Origin of the sequence: Pseudomonas sp. FG1 (genome assembly GCF_034313875.1) — a bacterium.
GTDB classification, from domain to species: domain Bacteria; phylum Pseudomonadota; class Gammaproteobacteria; order Pseudomonadales; family Pseudomonadaceae; genus Aquipseudomonas; species Aquipseudomonas veronii.
This window is the reverse complement of record NZ_JAVIWP010000001.1, coordinates 3,616,468-3,633,826: the sequence shown is the minus strand read 5'-3', so window position 1 is coordinate 3,633,826 and position 17,359 is coordinate 3,616,468. Positions and strand designations below refer to the sequence as shown.

The window sequence follows — 17,359 nt, the reverse complement described above, 5'->3', positions numbered from 1 at the left end:
GGTCAGCTCCCGAAGCGGACGAAACCGCTCTCCACCGCACGGGTATCCTGGTCGAACGTGGATGCCGCGCGATTGATCACGGGCATCGAGGCGGTCCGCCCGGCGCGCTTGCTCTGTACGCTGAAAAAGCCCATGAGTTCCTGCAACTGCTCGGCCTGGCCGCTCATTTCCTCGGCCGTCGCCGCCAGCTCTTCGGAGGCCGAAGCGTTTTGCTGGGTCAATTGGCTCATCTGCGACATCGCGCTGTTGATTTGCTCGGAGCCGATGGATTGTTCTTCCGAGGCGGCCGCGATTTCCTGCACCAGGTCAGAGGTCTTGGCGATCGAGGGCACAATCTCGTCAAGCAGGTTGCCCGCCCGTTCCGCCAAGGCCACGCTGTTCTTGGCCACTTCACTGATTTCCTGCGCCGCGATCTGGCTGCGCTCGGCCAGTTTGCGTACTTCGGCCGCCACCACCGCGAAGCCTTTGCCGTGCTCGCCGGCACGCGCCGCTTCGATCGCCGCGTTGAGCGCCAACAGGTTGGTCTGGTAAGCGATGGAGTCGACGATGCCGATTTTCTCAGCGATGGTCTTCATCGCCGCCACCGTGTCCTTCACGGCGCGACCGCCTTCCGAGGCTTCCTTGTTGGCTTTACCCGCCATGCCGTCGGTCACCTTGGCATTTTCGGTATTTTGAGCAATGGACGCCGACATCTGCTCCATCGATGCCGAGGTCTGCTCCACCGACGCGGCCTGTTCGGACGCCGACTGCGCCATGCTTTGCGCAGTGGCGGAGATCTCCTCGGAAGCACTGGACAGCGAATCGGCTGAGCCGCGCACTTCGCCGATGATTTCCGAGAGTTTTTCCACGGTGCCGTTGACCGAGTTTTTCAGTTCCAGGAACTTGCCTTGATAGTCGCCGTTGATGGTCCGGGTCAGGTCGCCATTGGACATCGCCGACAAGACATCCATGGCTTCAGTAATCGGCACGATGATCGCATCCAGCGAACCGTTGATCCCCAGGATGATGCGGCGGAAATCACCCTGATGCCGAGCGGCGTCAGGCCGGGTATCGAGTTTGCCGATCAGCGCGCTGTCGCTGATCTGGCTGGTGTCTTCGACGAGCGCCAGGATATTGGCCCGCAGTTGCTCGATGTTCTCGTTGATAAAGGCTTTTTTGCCGGGGAATTGCTCAAGCGGTGCCGACAGATTGCCTTCGCCGAACGCGCGGATACAGGCCATGGCTTTTTTCTTCACGCTGATATGGCCGTTGACCATCTCGTTGATGCCCTGGGCCATGGAGCGGTAACTGCCATGAAAGCGGCCAGCATCGATCTGTGCATCGATGTCGCCCTTGTCGTGTTCACTGGACATGCGGTTTATCTCCGCGACCAGCCCATGCAGGCTCGCGCCCAGTTGTTGCATGGACGCCATCAAGCTCGTGGTGTCACCGGGCTTGAGCGTGGCTTTGGCATCCAGCTCCCCCGCTGACAAGCGAGCGGCGAAAGCGCGCACGGCCACCGGTTCGCCGCCGAGTTGGCGCATCAGGTTGCGTCCCAGAAGTGCGCCCACCAACGCGGTGGCTAAAAATGTCAGCGCGCTGACCAGCAGGATGAGGGAGCGGGCATTCTTCTCAGTGGCGGTGGCAACCAATTGGCCCTTGCGCCCCAGTTCCAGGTTGTATTCGCGCAGCTCACCGATCGTCGTCAGCACCGCGCTCTGCAATGGCTGGCTCGCCTCGATCAATGCACGGGCCGAGGCTTGATCACCGTCGTCGATGAACTTGTCGAAATGCGCCTGCAGGGTCGCGAATTCAGCCAAGCGGCCACGTAACTGCTTCAACAGTGCTGCGTCATGGTCGTCGGAGACCAACGCGGCCTCATAGTGATCCAGGGCTTTGCCAATCACACTGAAGTTCTGTGCCACGTTCTGCGTATAGCTGGACACGAAGTTTTTTTCGGAATCGTTCAGACGTTGCCATTCCAAGGCGTGAAGGTCGGTGAGCGCAGCCGCCGCACGGTCGATTTCCAGCAAGCTGGGTACGGTATTGGTGTTGGCATAACTGGCGCTCGTATTGATTTCACCGGCCAGGTAAAGGCTGGTACCACCCAACACGACAACGCCGAGCGCTGCGGTGAAAACCAACAGCATGATATTTCTGATAACGGTCATGGCGAGGAACTCCTGATGACGCTCATTAAGTCGATAACGGACTTGGGATCGAACGGTGGGTGGCGTCCTTGGCAACGTGTCCTAACAAATTGGGTATATCCAGAATCAGGGCGACGGCTCCACTGCCAAGGATGGTGAACCCGCCGAGCCCATGGGCCTCACCAAACACTTTGCCCAATGGCTTGATCACGGTTTGAAACTCCCCCTGCAAGCGATCGACCACCAAGCCAGCACGCAGGCCGGCGTATTGCACGACGACCACGTTTTCTCGACTGCCTCGAGGTTCTTGCACATCGAACATGTCCCGCAGGCGCAGGATCGGCAGCACATCTCCACGCAGGTCCAGGTAACCGGTGTCTGCGCCCTGTCCAGGCGCCAGCTCGATGCACTCCTCCACCATGTTCAGCGGGATGACATAAGAAGCCTTGCCCACCCCGATCAGAAAGCCGTCGATGATGGCCAGGGTCAGCGGCAGACGAATCCGTACCGTTGTGCCCTGCCCTTCTTCGCTCTCGAGGCTCACGCTGCCGCGCAACGCGGTGATATTGCGCTTGACCACATCCATGCCCACCCCGCGGCCGGACAGGTTGCTGACCTGGTCGGCGGTGGAGAAGCCCGGCTCGAAAATCAAGTTCAGGATGTCTTTATCCGCCGGTAGCTGGCCGTCCCCCACCAGGCCACGCTCGCGGGCCTTGGCCAGGATTTTGTCCTTGGCCAGGCCACCGCCGTCGTCCGACACTTCGATCACGATACTGCCGGACTCGTGGTAGGCATTCAGGCGTACCGTGCCCTGGGCCGGCTTGCCCCGTTGAAGGCGCGTCGACACGGCCTCGATGCCATGGTCCATGGCGTTGCGCACCAAGTGCGTCAACGGGTCGCCGATACGTTCGACGACGGTCTTGTCCAACTCGGTCTCGCCACCGCCGATCTGCAGCACGATGTCCTTGCCCAGTTCCTTGGAGACGTCGCGCACCACCCGCTGGAAGCGCGTGAATGTCGCGCCGATCTGCACCATGCGCAGGGTCAGTGCCGAGTCACGCACCTCTTCCACCAAGCGCGATAACAGGCTGGTGGCTTCGATCATCTCGCCAATCCCGCTACGCACTGCCACCAGGTTGGCTCCGGCTCCGGCGATGATCAGCTCGCCAACCAGGTTGATCAGTTGGTCCAGCTTGGCGGCATCGACGCGGATCAGGTTGCCTTCGTTGCTCGCCGCGCCCTTGCCGGCCTTGATCAACGGCGCGACTGAATCGGGTGGTGCGTCCAGCTCGCCGCGCATCTCGACCGGAGCTTGCTCACCCTCCTGGGTGACGAGCAGGGCCTGGGACTCCGTCAATGTGCCGCAACGCACCAGCAGCTCAAGCAGCACGGCATTGTCTTCCGGCAATCCGTCGAGATGCGCGCGACAGGCTTGGACAGAGGCTTGCGGTGCAAGGATCTGGACGAGCGCGTCATCGCGCACAAAATCAAAGGCTCCGTCGATGACCTCCCGCGAGGCATCGCTGAGCAGCGCGAGTTCAAAGCCCAGGTAGTTGGTTTCCGGGTCCATCGACGCAAACGGCGGCAACCCCTCGCACAGTGTGACGGTATGCAGCAACTGCCCCAACGTGCTCAGGTAACGCAGGAACGCCAGCGGGTCCATGCCGTTGCGCAATACATCCGGACCAAAGCGCAGGGACAAGTGCCAGTGGCCGGGACTTGCGCCCGGCTCGTCCGCCGGCAGCGTGGCTGGAGCGGGCGAAGCGCTCGGCACCGAGCCTTCCAGGTACTGCGCGAGCCGCTCGCCCAGGCATTGGCCCTGGAGCCGCAGCGGTTCGTCCAATCGGTCAAGGTTGCCATCCTCGGCCAGCAGGTCGATCAACTGGCCGATATGGTCACGGGCATCGAGAAACAATGCACTCAATGCCTCGTCGACGCGCACTTCCAGGCTGCGGACCCGGTCCAGGACGCTTTCGGCGACATGGGTGAACTCAACGATGGGCATCAAGCCAAACAAGCCGGCCGAGCCTTTGATGGTGTGGGCCACGCGGAACAAGCCGTTGATGGTGTCGAGGTCCTGCGGCGACCTCTCGATCTGCAGCAGTGCGTCTTCCATTTGCAGCAGGAGCTCGCGACTCTCGGCAATGAAAGTCTGCAGCACGTCATCCATGTTCATGGGCTGGGCCATACGATCATGCTCCAAGCGACTGGGCGAAAAGCGGATTGGCGAAGTAGTCGTCAAGACCGCTGAGCCGTATTGCTTCGATTACGGTCGCGCTCGGGTTGCTCAGCAACAGCTGCGTTCCGTCCTTGAGCGACTCGCGTTTGATGAGGATCAACAATTGCAGACCGGCGCTGTCCAGTTCGTCGACATTGGACAAGTCCAACTCAACCTCATGCGCCAGCGGAAACAACGACAACAACAGGTCTTTTTGTTCAGTGGCGGTGTAGATCGTCAGGGGGCCTTCCATGACCTGGATTCGACGTAGCATCGGTACGGTGCTTTTCATGGAAACCTCCTGGCCAGCGGTCGCTGGTCATTGCTATGGCAGGATCAACTTGGAGACGGCAGTGAGCATTTGCGCTGGCTGAAAGGGCTTGACCATCCACGCCTTGGCACCGGAGGCCTGGCCTTGCTGCTTCATCGCATCACTGGCCTCGGTGGTCAGCATGATGACCGGCGTGAACTTGTAGGCCGGCAATAGCTTGGCCGCCTTGACGAAGCTGAAGCCGTCCATGTTCGGCATGTTCACGTCGCTGACAATCAGGTGGATTTTGCGTCCGTCCAGTTTGCTCAGCGCATCTTTGCCATCACAGCCTTCGATCACGTCATAACCCGCGCCTTTGAGAGTGATGCTGACCACCTGCCGGATGGAGGCGGAGTCGTCGACGATCAGAATGGTTTTGCTCATCGGAAAAGCTCCTCTAGAAAAAGGTGATTTCGCTGTCATCGGACTTGGCGTGCGTGTTACCGCCATGGATAGCGTGTTGCTCCGGCATGGTGTAGGCCGTTGAAAGCTCTTGCAGCCAACGATCACTGACCATCGGGCTGAGGGTATGCCCGCTCAGGCTCGATGCCTGGCGCTCGTCCAATTGCTGCTGGAGCTTGTCCAGGTCGCGGGTAATCAGCGTCAACATCTGGCTGACGCGGTCCTGGAACTGCAAGGCGACCAGCACCTGGGCAATCTCGTCGGCGACGTTGGCGCTCTGCTGTTGCAGGTCATGGCTGTTGCGCACGAGGGTCTGGGCGGTACCGCGAAAATGTTCGATGACCTGCGAGACCACACGCTCCGAATCCGCGAGGGTCAAAGTGTCTTGTTCAGCGTGGTGGCGGGACATTTGCACCGTGCGGGCAATGGCCGCGTTGACGGTATTCACGGTTTCACTGATCTTGCGCCCGGTCTCGCCGGACATACTCGACAGCTTGCGCACTTCATCGGCGACCACCGCAAAACCTCGCCCCGCCTCACCGGCGCGCGCGGCCTCGATGGCGGCGTTGAGGGCAAGCAGGTTGGTTTGACTGGCGATGTCACCGACAAACTTGGCCATCTGCTGAAGTTGTTCGGTGAAGCCGGAGAGTTGCAGGACTTCTTTGAGTTCGCTCTCTTTATTGGAGAGCGCGGAGCGCAGGGCCAGCACGATGGAATTGAGGTCGCGCTGGCCGACTTCCAGCAAGTCGACCAATTGCTGGGAAGCATCTTGCCCGCCGTTGCTGGCCACGCTATGGCTGATGTTCGATGACAGCGTGCCAAAACGTTCGCTGAGCTTGAGGATGGACGTTTCGCTGATCACGCGCGCGGCTTCGATCTGCCTGGACCAAACGGGAAGCACGCTGAGGCACACGTCTGCCAGGCCGTTATCGACGGCCAATGTCGCCGAGACCTCGGGCGGCTGATCGAGCTGGCGTTGCAGGCTGTTGCAATGCGCCTGGAAGCATCTGTTTGCCCAAAGGCCCAAGCCAACGCACAGCACCAACAACGAGCCCCCTGCCGCCACAGCCCATGCGCTGAAGTCATTGCTGTAGGCAACCGCAAGGCCTCCGAGCAGACCGGCCAAGGCGACCGGAAACACTATCAAAGCAGCCGAGGGGGGTGTGGTCTGTTCGCTCACGGTCTGTCTCCCAATCGAAGCATCTCGTCGCCGGTTGATCGGCAGTTCGATTGCTTGAGAGGGATACTGGCCCAATAATGGCACCACGGCCATCGGACCATCCCTATTCCAGGGTAGGGATACCGGCAACCAAGGTAGGAAAATCCCTACACAAGGGGGTTGCTCACGAAATACCCAAGGTCATGGCGAAGCGCACAATGTCCGCCGTAGAGCCGAACCCCATCTTTTCCATGAGCCGGGTCTTGTGGGTGCTGACCGTCTTGTTGCTGATGACCAACTGTTCGGCGATCTGGTTGACGCTCATGCCATGAGCCAGCAAGCGCAGAATCTGAAACTCGCGATCGGACAGGCTTTCAACGTAGGTCTGTTGCTTCAGGCCACTGCTTTGCAGGGCAATCTGCTCTGCCAGCGCCGGGTCCAGGTAACGTTGGCCGCTGGCCACTCGTCGCATGGCAACCAACAGGGTCTCGGGGTCGCGGTCCTTGGTGAGGTAGCCGAGCGCACCGGCGCGCAGTGCGCGTTGCGCAATGTGGATTTCGTTATGCATGCTCAACACCAGGATCGGCAGCTCCGGGTACTGGGTATGCAGGCGGGCGATCAGGATTTCGCCGCTGATACCCGGCATGTTCATGTCGAGCAGCAGCAGGTCGATCTCGACCTGGCGCAACAGCTCGATCACTTGCGTGCCACTCTCGGCTTCGGCCACCACCTGGACATCGGCGACCAGCATGAACAACTGCTTGAGCCCTTCGCGCATGATGGTGTGGTCATCGGCGATCAGCATGCGAATCATTAATACGTATCCTTGTGCATCGGAATGAACGCCTGGACTGTTGTACCCTGTCCGGGATGGCTGAAAACAATCACTTTGCCGCCCAACATCAGGCCACGCTCACGCATCCCGGCCAACCCCAGGGTCTGCCGGGTGACGGCGTCGGGGTCAAACCCCTTGCCGTTATCCTGGACCTCCAGCAGCCAGTTGGTTTCCTGCGGGCTCAGGGTGACGCTGACCTGTGTCGCTTCGGCGTAACGCGCGATATTGGTCAACGACTCCTGCACGATGCGAAACGCGGCGGTGACGTGGGTATCGGGGAGCATCAGGGGAATCGACGGCAGGTGTAACACACAGGGAACCCGGGTCAAGGTGACGAACTCGGTGGTCAGCCACTCAAGACCGGAAACCAGCCCCAGGTTTAACGCGGACGGTCGCAGGCTGGTGGAGACATCACGCACGACCTGGATCGTCTTGTCGGTCAGCACCATCAGCCGCTCGACCTGCGGGGTCAGCTCGGGTGTCGAGGCGCCGAATTGAAACCTCAACAGTGATATCCCCATGCGCAGTGCCGTCAAGTGCTGGCCCAGCTCATCATGGATCTCCCTGGCGATCAGTTTGCGCTCCTCTTCCCGCGCCGTTTCGCGACGGGTCGACAGATCGCGCAATTGTGCATTGGAGTTGGCCAGGCGCCGCTCGGCAGCCCGCAGCCTGGAAATATCGCGCCCCACCGCCAGCACACTCACGACCCGCTGGCCGTCGACCTCTGGAACAAAGTGGATCAGCACCACTTTGGGTGCGCTCTTCAACCCCGAGAGCAGAAACTCCTGCTCCGTCGCTTTATTTTCCTGAATCACTTGGGCCACCAATTCGCGAAACAGCTGAGACTGGTGATTCAGCGGCGCCACCGCGTCCATGGGCATGCCCATCAGTTCCGGCCAGGCCCCGCCCACCCATCTTCGCAACTGTGCATTGACGTAGAGCACTTCGCCATGAGCACTCAACCGAGCGATAGCGTCCGGGCTGTTTTCGACCAGTGCGCTGATGTCGTGCTGGCGTCCGAGTTCTTTCTGCCGGGCCCTGATCAACAGGGTAATGTCGCGGCTGATCACCAATATCCGCGCCGCCACACGCCCTGAATCCGCCACCGGCACCAGCGTAAAGTGCAGTTGACGGACTTCGTTGCGAAGCACCATGCCCTCATCCGACTCAACCACCCGCCCGGCGGTTGTGCATTGCTCACAAAGCGCCTGGATTTTTTGCGCGCCCAACCGACCAAAGATCAACTCCAGCGGCTCACCGATAACGTCGGCATGCGGTTTGCCCAGCGCGCGCAACAACGCCGGGTTGACCTCGACACAACGCAGGCAACCGACCGCCGTCATTTCCAGCAGGCAAAGCATGTCCAGGGTGTGGTCGAAAATGTCACGGTAACGACGCTCGCGCTCGCGGAGCAACGACTCTGATTGCCAGCGTTCGATCGCGATCGCCGCAATATGACAGGTCTGGCGCACGCGCAGGATGTCGCTCTCATCCGGCCCGGTGCCGGACGCCTGGGACAACTCGAAAGTGCCGAGCACGTGGCCTTGTTTGTCCACGATCGGCTCGGACCAGCCTACGGCAGACGCCGTATTCATCACCGCGCCGGTGCCGAGCGGCGCTACCAGTTGCACCCGGCAGGACCGATGGGGCAAGGCCAATTGCAGATAGTCCACCAGGAGCCCGAGCGTTTCCTCCAGGGGCGCGCCCGTCGCCATTTTTTCGAAAATCCCCAAGCGCGCGTCTTCCAGGACCTGTTGTTTGCACAACTCGGTAATGTCGTGGGCCAGCGCCAACACGCCGATCACCTCGCCTGTCGGGCTGCGCTCGGCCGTCAGGCTGACCGCACAACTGACCAACTCGGTACTGTCCGCGAAGGTCCAACTGTCGAGGAATTGCGCGGTTTCGCCCGTCGCAACGACATGGCGCAGCTGGTTGATATAGTCACCCGCGTCCTCGTCGGGGCTCCCGCCTATCGACTCGTCATAAGACATGCCGGTCAAGCGCAAAAAGGCCGGGTTGACGTAAGTGCGCAACAGGTTGCGGTTGTAGCGAACGATGATGTTGGGTGAACTTTCCGCGAGGGTGAGAAATTTGAGTTCGCTGCCCACCAGCGTTTCGCGCAGCTGCCAGTTCTCGGTGATGTCCTCCAGTTGGGACACAAAGCAGAGCGGCTGCCCCTGATCGTCCCGCACCATTCCCACGGTCAACCGCGCCCACACCACCCGCCCGTCGCGATGGATATAGCGTTTATGCAACGTCGCGCCCGACCTTGCACCGCGCTTGAGTTCGTCGATCAACTGCTTGCCGACCTCACGGTCCTCGGGGTGGGTCAGTGCCATGAACGTGGTGGTTTGCAACTGCGCTTCGCTATACCCAAGCAATGTGCAAATGACGCCATTGGCCCGTAGCCAACGACCGTCCAGCGACACCAGCGCCAGGCCGGTACCGGAGGAATCGAAAATCGACCTGAGCGGGATCTGCGCGTAGCTTTCGGTTTCGGATGGCGGGGCCGACGCGCCCTGGCGGGCAACGACCTCGACAATAAAATACGCATCGCGCCACAGCGTCAGGGAGAAGTCCAGCCCGCACGCCCCTCTGCTCAATGCCGCGAAACCAGCCCGCGTGTTCCCTGCGGCCGTTTCTAGCGCGGCATAAAACAGCCCATGGTCTTCGGGCCGCAGGAGGGCGATGAACTCGCCGCCCGCTGTCGGAGAAACGCCATTTTGAACTTGCAGATGGGCGAACGCGGAATTGCCGGCGACAACCCGAGCGGCGCGGTCCAGCGCCACAACCGCAATGGACAGACAGCCGAGCACACTCTCGAGGGTTCGCAACGTATCGTCGTCAGCCACTGCCTGTGCGTCGCGAGCCATCATCCCTGTGCCCTCGGTCGTTGAACGGACTTAACGATATTTGCAAGGCGGGTAAAACGCCTAGCAACCTTCTACGCAGCGCTGGAAATCGGAAACGCCTGAACATTGACCTTTTTACGAGAGCACGGACCCTCACCGCCAACTTGTCTATCTCGCGTTAAAGCGCCTTCAGACCCACGACTCAATCCTTTGCTCGAACTGTAGCCCAATATCAGGCTTCGAAGAGCTGCAGCACGATAGAAGAGAAGGCGCTACAGGAGATGATCCAAGTCAATACACATGGGCGGCCGCGGGTTTTGCATCACTTCTTGTCTATGCTCACCCGCACCGCCGAGGCGCAGACCTTTGAGCCTTGCAGCGAACGAAAAAATGATATCATAATGACATCATCACCTGATACCTTGTAGGTAGAACCAAGCAATTGCGAGGGTCATCATGGGCGAAGGCGCTCCTATTCCGTCGAATGAAGCTGAAAGGCTAAAAGAGGTCGCCAAATTTTGCCCCGTGGGCAGCGACTCCGACGAAGTCTTCGACAAAATCGCCGCAATCACCTCGGCGTACTTCAACGCGCCGGTCACGCGGGTCTCAATCGTCGATGAACTCTGCATTATTGACACTGTCACGCGCGCGCCCATGAGCGAGTTGGACAGAGGCATGCTCAATTACTTCACTGAATGGGTCATGATGCGTATCTGCAACAGGCGCGCTCGTAACTTCGTAGACCAAGCCACCGGGCTATTTAATCGACTGAGGTTTGAGGAACATATACATCAAACGATCCGGGTAAACAGCGCATGCGAGATTGACGCAGTCGACGTCATTACGCCGAAAGTCCTCAACGATATAGTCAAGGCACCGGGTTATATCTTTGCACAAGACTTGATCCTGGCGATAACGTCGCGCCTACAAAAGTGCTACCCAATAATTGCTTGCTTTATAAAATCAGTCCGACGCAATTCGGCTTCATTCTCAATGAATGAGCCGGGCCCTGAGCAAATTTGCGAACGTATAAAGAAACCAGGAGGCAATCATGACGTTGAAGGACTCGCACGCGGCGATTGCGCGCTATTTATATAACGCCACGCCTGCGCCAGTCGTCTACCGATTATATAAACCACCGCTGCCTGGCCGTTTTTTATTACAGCCCTTACTTACCGCCCCGGTAAAACCGAATTATTTTACCGCTGACCGACGACTGACCTGTTCTGCGCTCAAGTTGATCTTGGCCCGAGCCGATAGGCTGATGTGAGAAGGATCGCTATTTACTGATTCAGGGAGGAACCTATGTCGTCATACGGCAACTTGCAGCCGCTTCCTCAGGCTCGCACTTTTTTCCGCTTACCGCTCGTACCCGCTGCCTGTGGCGCATGCGCCCTGCTATTGAGCGACTGGCGCGCCGACAACCAGGCAACGCGCCCAGCAAACGCCTGGGCAAACCGCTGTTTATTCCTCGAACGATAGCAAACCCGGCAATTCAGCCAACCGCACCGCACATGGAGAGGCCTTTCAATGAAATGGTTCTACGATTTAAGGATAGCTACCAAGCTCATCACTTCGTTCTTGCTGGTGCTGGTGCTGACGGCCATGACGGGCGTGTTCGCCATCATCCAGTTGGGCCTGGTTAACGAAACTGCCACTGAAATGCGCGACAACTGGTTGCCTTCGGTGCGGGTTGTCTCCGGCATTCGTTTTTTTGTCGCCAACTATCGGGTCAAGGAACTGCGCTATCTGATGGCCGACAGCCCGACGGAACAGGCGCAATATGAACAGGAGATCGTCGATGCTCGCAAGGAAGTCGAGACCCGCATGGCGCGCTATGAAAAAGAGCTGATCTCAAGCCCAGTGGAACAGGCGTTGTTCGATACGCTCAAGACCAACTGGAACAGCTACCTCAATACCAGCAAGAACCTGTTGGCCGAGTCGCGGCAGGGTTTGAAGGAACAGACCAGTGTCATTCTCAAAGGGGATTCGAAACGGGACTTCGAACAGATCTCCAGCGACCTGGTAAAACTCGTCGACCTCAACGACGCCGGAGCCACGGCAGCCAATCAACGCGGTAACGAAATCTACGCCAATGCGCGACTGTCCATCATCGCCGCGGTACTCGTGGCTTTGCTGGTGGGTATCGCGCTGGCGTTGTTTATTTCACGCATCATTTCCACCCCGCTGAAAAGGGCCGTGGATGTGGCCAGCCAACTGGCCGAAGGTAACCTGGCCGTGAAGATCGAAGGTGGCTCCAAGGACGAAACCGGGCGTGTGCTCACGGCGATGCAGGCCATGGTCGGCAAGCTTTCGCAGATTATCGGTGAGGTGCGCAATGCCGCCGACGGTCTGGCCAGCGCGTCGGAGGAAGTCAGCGCTACTGCCCAGGCCATCAGCCAGACCACCAGCCAACAAGCCGCAAGCGTCGAAGAAACCAGTGCGTCCATCGAACAAATGAGTGCCAGCATTAACCAGAACACCGAGAACGCCAAGATAACCGACGGCATGGCCAGCAAGGCGGCCAAGGAAGCAGGAGACGGCGGCGACTCTGTTCAGCAGACGGTGCAGGCGATGAAAAAAATCGCGCAACGCATCAGCATCATCGATGACATTGCCTACCAGACCAACTTGCTGGCCTTGAACGCCGCCATCGAAGCGGCGCGAGCCGGCGAACATGGCAAGGGCTTCGCGGTGGTGGCGGCCGAAGTGCGCAAACTGGCCGAGCGCAGCCAGGTGGCCGCTCTGGAAATAGGCGAGCTGTCCACCAGCAGTGTCGAAATGGCCGAACGGGCCGGCCATCTGCTTGGCGAGATGCTGCCGTCGATCAACAAGACCTCCGATCTGGTCCAGGAAATCACGGCCGCCTCCGAAGAACAGGCAGCCGGCGTGGCGCAGATCAATTCGGCGATGAACCAACTCAACCAGGTCACTCAGCAAAATGCCTCCAGCAGCGAAGAGCTCGCTTCCACCGCCGAAGAAATGAGTACCCAGGCCGAACAGTTGCAGCAGGCCATGAGTTTTTTCAGGCTGGACGCAAGCGATCAGGCATCGAACGTCACACTGGGCAAATCCAGCCAGGCAAGCAGCGTATCGCGTGCGATGGCGCGGGCACCGCGAGCGGTCCCGCACAAAACCTTCCTCAAGAGCGCAGGCCCCGACGAAAGCGAGTTCACGCGGTTCTAAGCGCAAACCGGACGCGGTGCTTTTTTCATGCAGGAGAGCGACATGGGCGCGTTAACCGATACCCGACAGCCGACGGCGATTCAAAAGCAGGAGGCGCAGTACCTGACGCTCCTGCTGGGCGGCGAAATGTTCGCCATCGATATCCAGGGCATCAAGGAAATCATCGAGTACGGACACGTGACTCCGGTGCCGATGATGCCCGACTTCGTGCGCGGCGTGCTTAACCTGCGAGGTGCCGTGGTGCCGGTGCTGGACCTCAAGGCACGGTTCGGGCAGCCATGCACGAAGGTGAATCGACGCAGCTGTGTGGTGATCCTCGAAGCCAGCAGCGAGGACCACCAGGCCCAGGATATCGGGCTTCTGGTGGACAGTGTGTCAGAGGTACTGGAAATTCCGGCGGACGAGATCAAGCCGGCCCCCAGCTTTGGCGCGCGCATTCGCCCTGACTTCATCAGCGGCATGGCCAAGGTCGCCGGCACGTTCGTCATCGTTTTGCAGGTGGACAAGGTGTTATCGATGGATGAAATGTCTCAACTGGCGGACGCCGGTGACAGCCCCAGCCTCCAGGACCTGTAAGTCACGAACAAGGAGTTCGGATTGAAACAGATCAATCTTGAAGATCGTGAATTCACCCAGTTCCAGTCCTGGCTCTATGGTGCAGCGGGCATCCACTTGTCACCCATGAAAAAGGCCCTGGTTGCCGGGCGTCTGTTCAAGCGCCTGCAGTTCCATGAACTGGAGAGCTACGGCGCGTATTTCAAAATGATAATGGGCAAGGAGAACCCCGACGAACTGCAGTTCGCCCTGGACCTGTTGACCACCAACGAAACGTATTTCTTTCGTGAACCCAAGCACTTCGAGTTCCTGCGCGAACGGGTATTGCCCTTCGCGTCGCCAGGCAAGACCTTCAGGGTGTGGAGCGCGGCCAGCTCCTCGGGCGAAGAACCTTACAGCCTGGCCATGACCCTTGCCGAAACCCTGCGCAGCACGCCCTGGGAGGTCATCGGATCGGACATCAGCACCCAGGTACTGGCCAAGGCCCGGAACGGGCATTACCCGATGGAACGCGCCAACAGACTGCCGCAGTCCTTGCTCAGTCGATACTGCCTCAAGGGCATCGGCCAGCAGGAAGGCACCTTCCTGATCGATAAATCCCTGCGCCAGCGGGTCAGTTTCGTGCAAGTCAACCTGATCGAAACCCTGCCCCAATTGGGCGAATTCGATGTGATTTTCCTGCGCAACGTGATGATTTACTTTGATCAGGAGACCAAGCGAAAAGTAGTCAGTCGCCTGCTCCCATTCCTGCGACGTGGCGGCTATTTCATGATCAGTCATTCGGAAAGCCTGAACGGCGTCAGCGATGCGTTCAAGCTGGTGGCGCCTTCGATTTATCAAAAACCGTGAGGCGCCGAAGCTGTCGAGCCACTATTCGCTGATGAGCTTCTTCGGGTTGTCACGTTCACGCAGCACACATTGCATTTCCAAAGCCTCATCGAGGGTGAGCTGAAGCTCTTCATCCTTCCAGGGTTTGCTGATGTAGCGAAAAATGTACCCATCGCTGAGTGCCTGCGTGATCATGCTCATGTCGGCATAACCGGTCAGCAGGATATTCATGCAGTGCGGATCGCGCTTATGCACCTCACGGAGCAGGGTTGGGCCGTCCATGAACGGCATGCGCGCGTCGCAGACGATCAGGTCTATGGGGTGCAGTTCGAAAAGGCTCAGCGCCTGCGCGCCACTGGTGGCCAGCAGCAAATCGTAAGGCTTGCCACGCAGCAAGCGGCGCAGGCTGTTGAGGATACTTTCTTCGTCGTCCACCAGCATGACGGTGTAGCGTTTTTCGCTCAACTCGGTGGTGTTCATGCTCAGCATCCTTCAACGGCAGAGGTAGCGTGGGCCTGTACCTGGGGCTGACGTAACGGGAGCCACGCGCGGAAGCAACTGCCCCGGCCCGGTTCACTTTCGACGGTGAGCCTTCCATGGTGCTTGACGATGATGCTGTACGACAGCGACAGGCCCAGGCCCGAGCCCATGCCTACCGGCTTGGTGGTGAAGAACGGTTCGAATATCCGGTTCTGGATGTCCAGCGGGATGCCGTGACCGTTGTCGACGACCTCGACGAACACACCGCCGTCTTCCCTGCCACTGTTGATGATGATTTCGCCATCAACGCCCACGGCATGGCTCGCATTGATGAGCAGATTCAAGAACACCTGATTGATCTGCGAGCCCATGCACTCGATAGGCTCGATATCGCCGTAGCGCTTGATCACCTGAGCCTTGAACTTGATCTCGTTCCAGATAACGTTGAGGGTGCTATCCAGCCCCTTGTGCAGATCGGCCAACTGCCATTCGTAACTGTCGACATGGGAGAACTCGCGCAGGTCCTTGACGATACGAGTGACCCGGTCCAGCCCCTCGACCGACTCGACGATCAGCTCGTCGATGTCCTGCCGCATGAAGTCGTAATCCGCCTTGTCCCGCATGGCCGCAAGCTCAGGATGAGCCTGCGCATGTTTTTCGTCACTGGCCTGTTCGTAGGCGTCGAGCAATGCGAAAAGATCCACCAGGTAACGCCGCAGGCTGTTGACGTTGGAGCACACAAAGCCGATCGGGTTATTGATCTCGTGGGCCACGCCCGCCGCAAGCTGGCCAATCGCAGCCATTTTCTCGGACTGCAGCAACTGCGCCTGAGCCTCCTCGAGCCGTGCGATCAGCAGCGCCTGGGCGCTCTTTTCCTCCTCCAGCAACTCGTTGAGGTGCGTCAGTTCGAGTTGGCGGGCAGCGGTGTCGGTCGTATCGCTTATCGCCAGGCCCACCCCCAGACTGCCGCCATCGGCGTCCTGCACCGGGAAGAAGGTGCAGTTCTGATACATGTGCCCGACCAAGCCACTGATCGGCCGGGTGCTTTCGAAGTTGAACAGGTGCGGCCGTTGCTGCCAGGAGGTGAACGCAAAGTTCTGCAGCGTGACGACGCTGTTGATCTTCTGCCGGGTCCAGACCTCGGGCAGCTCCGGAAACACTTCGAACAGCGTGCGACCGACGAGCTCTTCGGCGCTGCGGCCGCTGTTGATGGACATGAAGTGGTTGGAGAACAGCACTTTGCAGTCATGGTCGACCAGCAGCACGCCCATGTTGATGGCCTTGAGCATCGACTCAAGGGTTTCCCGGGAAATTGCCTTGTTGTCTGTCATGAAGACGCCCCTTCAAAGCTCATAGAGCAAGCGATCGATGGCCCGGACCACAACGCCTGCTGTACGTTCGGTGATACAGATCAGCAGGTCGCAGGAGAATTGATGAGCCTGCACCTCGAAACGGATTTCCAACACCATCGCCAGGTGTTCGTTCAGGTTCAATTCATCCAGTGCGTTCGTGGACTCTTCTCTGTGGACCAGAATCGACGGCGCGTCATAACTCACTTGTATCGCCACCTGCTTGGCCAGGCCACTGATGCAGGCGCCGGACAGGATGTTGGTGACATCCAGCATCAGTTCTTCCTGCTGCGCAGGGCCGCCATCGCTATAGCCGAGCAATTCGGCGAGCTTGTCGGCCCCCATGGAACCAAAGCAAACGAACACCTCTCCGCGTAACTCCCCCAGGAACGACTGGCGGGTGACGATCATGGAGCTTCGACGAAGATGGTCCGGAATCAACAGGTTGTCCTGCTCCCGGATCAGAGGGTGAATGAAAGGAACCGAAAGCGTAACCATGGTGTTGGTCAGCCGGGCCAGTCGTTCAGCGGCCTGCCCCATGGCAATGTTCATCAATTCCTGCAAGGCATCACGTTGGTCTTCGGTTAGCGCGGCCAAGGTTTCCATCAAAGTACCCCTATGACGTGCAAGGCATTGAGTACAGCTTGCGCCGTAACCGGCTTGGCGACGAATGCAGCAGCGCCCAGATCGGATACGCGCTGCCTGGCCAGCGGCTGGATGTCGGCGCTGATCACCACGACAACCACATTCGCATCCTCGCGCTTGAGCGCCTCAAGGGTCTGGAAGCCATCCATGACCGGCATGGTCAGGTCGAGAAAAAGCAGGTCCACCAAACCGGCGTGATACGCCTCCATCACCTCGGCACCGTTACAGGCCTGGCGAACATCTTCGGTCAGTGATTCTGGCAGGGAACGCAAGACCAGCTTGCGGGACATGGATGAGTCATCAGCGATTAGGACTTTCATGATGCACTCCACATTATGAAGTGTCCTGCAGCCTCGGGAGGGGTCGCAGAAACGAAGATTCGCAAGAACCTTTTAATCACTCTAACCCGAC

15 protein-coding genes are annotated in these 17,359 nt (G+C 59.1%); 4 read left to right on the top strand and 11 right to left on the bottom strand.

Features of this window, described 5'->3' with window-relative positions; all coding sequences use genetic code 11:
• Positions 1–2: 2 nt before the first annotated feature.
• From RGV59_RS31745 to RGV59_RS16830, 7 genes are all read right to left on the bottom strand, one after another.
• The gene (locus RGV59_RS31745; protein WP_126585853.1) at positions 3–2,150 is read right to left on the bottom strand and encodes a HAMP domain-containing methyl-accepting chemotaxis protein; all 2,148 of its coding nucleotides are present in this window, start codon (positions 2,148–2,150) and stop codon (positions 3–5) included.
• 25 nt (positions 2,151–2,175) lie between these two features.
• Positions 2,176–4,317: a chemotaxis protein CheA gene (locus tag RGV59_RS16855; protein ID WP_126585852.1), complete on the bottom strand. Its 2,142-nt coding sequence runs from the start codon at positions 4,315–4,317 to the stop codon at positions 2,176–2,178.
• Between the two features lie 4 nt (positions 4,318–4,321).
• Entirely contained in the window at positions 4,322–4,639 is a 318-nt protein-coding gene (locus RGV59_RS16850) for an STAS domain-containing protein (protein WP_017846995.1), read from the bottom strand.
• Between the two features lie 33 nt (positions 4,640–4,672).
• Complete coding sequence (locus RGV59_RS16845; protein ID WP_017846994.1) at positions 4,673–5,041, bottom strand: response regulator; 369 nt, start codon at positions 5,039–5,041, stop codon at positions 4,673–4,675.
• Positions 5,042–5,054: 13 nt separating this feature from the next.
• Positions 5,055–6,332 (bottom strand): methyl-accepting chemotaxis protein, encoded by a 1,278-nt coding sequence (locus tag RGV59_RS16840; RefSeq protein ID WP_376741853.1) that lies wholly within the window; start codon positions 6,330–6,332, stop codon positions 5,055–5,057.
• Positions 6,333–6,402: 70 nt separating this feature from the next.
• Positions 6,403–7,032, bottom strand: a complete 630-nt coding sequence (locus RGV59_RS16835) for a response regulator (RefSeq protein ID WP_017846992.1) — start codon at positions 7,030–7,032, stop codon at positions 6,403–6,405.
• Positions 7,032–9,929, bottom strand: a complete 2,898-nt coding sequence (locus RGV59_RS16830; RefSeq protein WP_126585851.1) for a PAS domain-containing sensor histidine kinase — start codon at positions 9,927–9,929, stop codon at positions 7,032–7,034. The genes RGV59_RS16835 and RGV59_RS16830 overlap by 1 nt, the downstream gene beginning before the upstream one ends.
• Positions 9,930–10,361: 432 nt before the next feature.
• Here RGV59_RS16830 and RGV59_RS16825 point away from each other — a divergent pair, with 432 nt between their 5' ends.
• From RGV59_RS16825 to RGV59_RS16810, 4 genes are all read left to right on the top strand, one after another.
• Positions 10,362–11,003: a hypothetical protein gene (locus RGV59_RS16825; protein WP_126585850.1), complete on the top strand. Its 642-nt coding sequence runs from the start codon at positions 10,362–10,364 to the stop codon at positions 11,001–11,003.
• A gap of 432 nt (positions 11,004–11,435) precedes the next feature.
• Complete coding sequence (locus RGV59_RS16820; protein WP_126585849.1) at positions 11,436–13,091, top strand: methyl-accepting chemotaxis protein; 1,656 nt, start codon at positions 11,436–11,438, stop codon at positions 13,089–13,091.
• Positions 13,092–13,133: 42 nt separating this feature from the next.
• Positions 13,134–13,667: a chemotaxis protein CheW gene (locus RGV59_RS16815; RefSeq protein ID WP_102618299.1), complete on the top strand. Its 534-nt coding sequence runs from the start codon at positions 13,134–13,136 to the stop codon at positions 13,665–13,667.
• Between the two features lie 21 nt (positions 13,668–13,688).
• Positions 13,689–14,495, top strand: a complete 807-nt coding sequence (locus RGV59_RS16810) for a CheR family methyltransferase (RefSeq protein ID WP_017846988.1) — start codon at positions 13,689–13,691, stop codon at positions 14,493–14,495.
• Between the two features lie 21 nt (positions 14,496–14,516).
• On the opposite strand, the gene RGV59_RS16805 is transcribed toward RGV59_RS16810, so the two are convergent.
• From RGV59_RS16805 to RGV59_RS16790, 4 genes are read right to left on the bottom strand one after another with little or no spacing between them, the layout of a single operon-like run.
• Complete coding sequence (locus RGV59_RS16805; RefSeq protein ID WP_017846987.1) at positions 14,517–14,954, bottom strand: response regulator; 438 nt, start codon at positions 14,952–14,954, stop codon at positions 14,517–14,519.
• Between the two features lie 2 nt (positions 14,955–14,956).
• Entirely contained in the window at positions 14,957–16,285 is a 1,329-nt protein-coding gene (locus RGV59_RS16800; protein ID WP_017846986.1) for an ATP-binding protein, read from the bottom strand.
• 12 nt (positions 16,286–16,297) lie between these two features.
• Complete coding sequence (locus RGV59_RS16795; protein WP_017846985.1) at positions 16,298–16,909, bottom strand: chemotaxis protein CheC; 612 nt, start codon at positions 16,907–16,909, stop codon at positions 16,298–16,300.
• Positions 16,909–17,268 carry a response regulator gene (locus tag RGV59_RS16790; RefSeq protein ID WP_017846984.1) on the bottom strand — a complete coding sequence of 120 codons (360 nt, stop codon included), beginning with the start codon at positions 17,266–17,268 and terminating at the stop codon, positions 16,909–16,911. Before RGV59_RS16790 ends, RGV59_RS16795 begins: the two co-directional genes overlap by 1 nt.
• Positions 17,269–17,359: the final 91 nt, after the last annotated feature.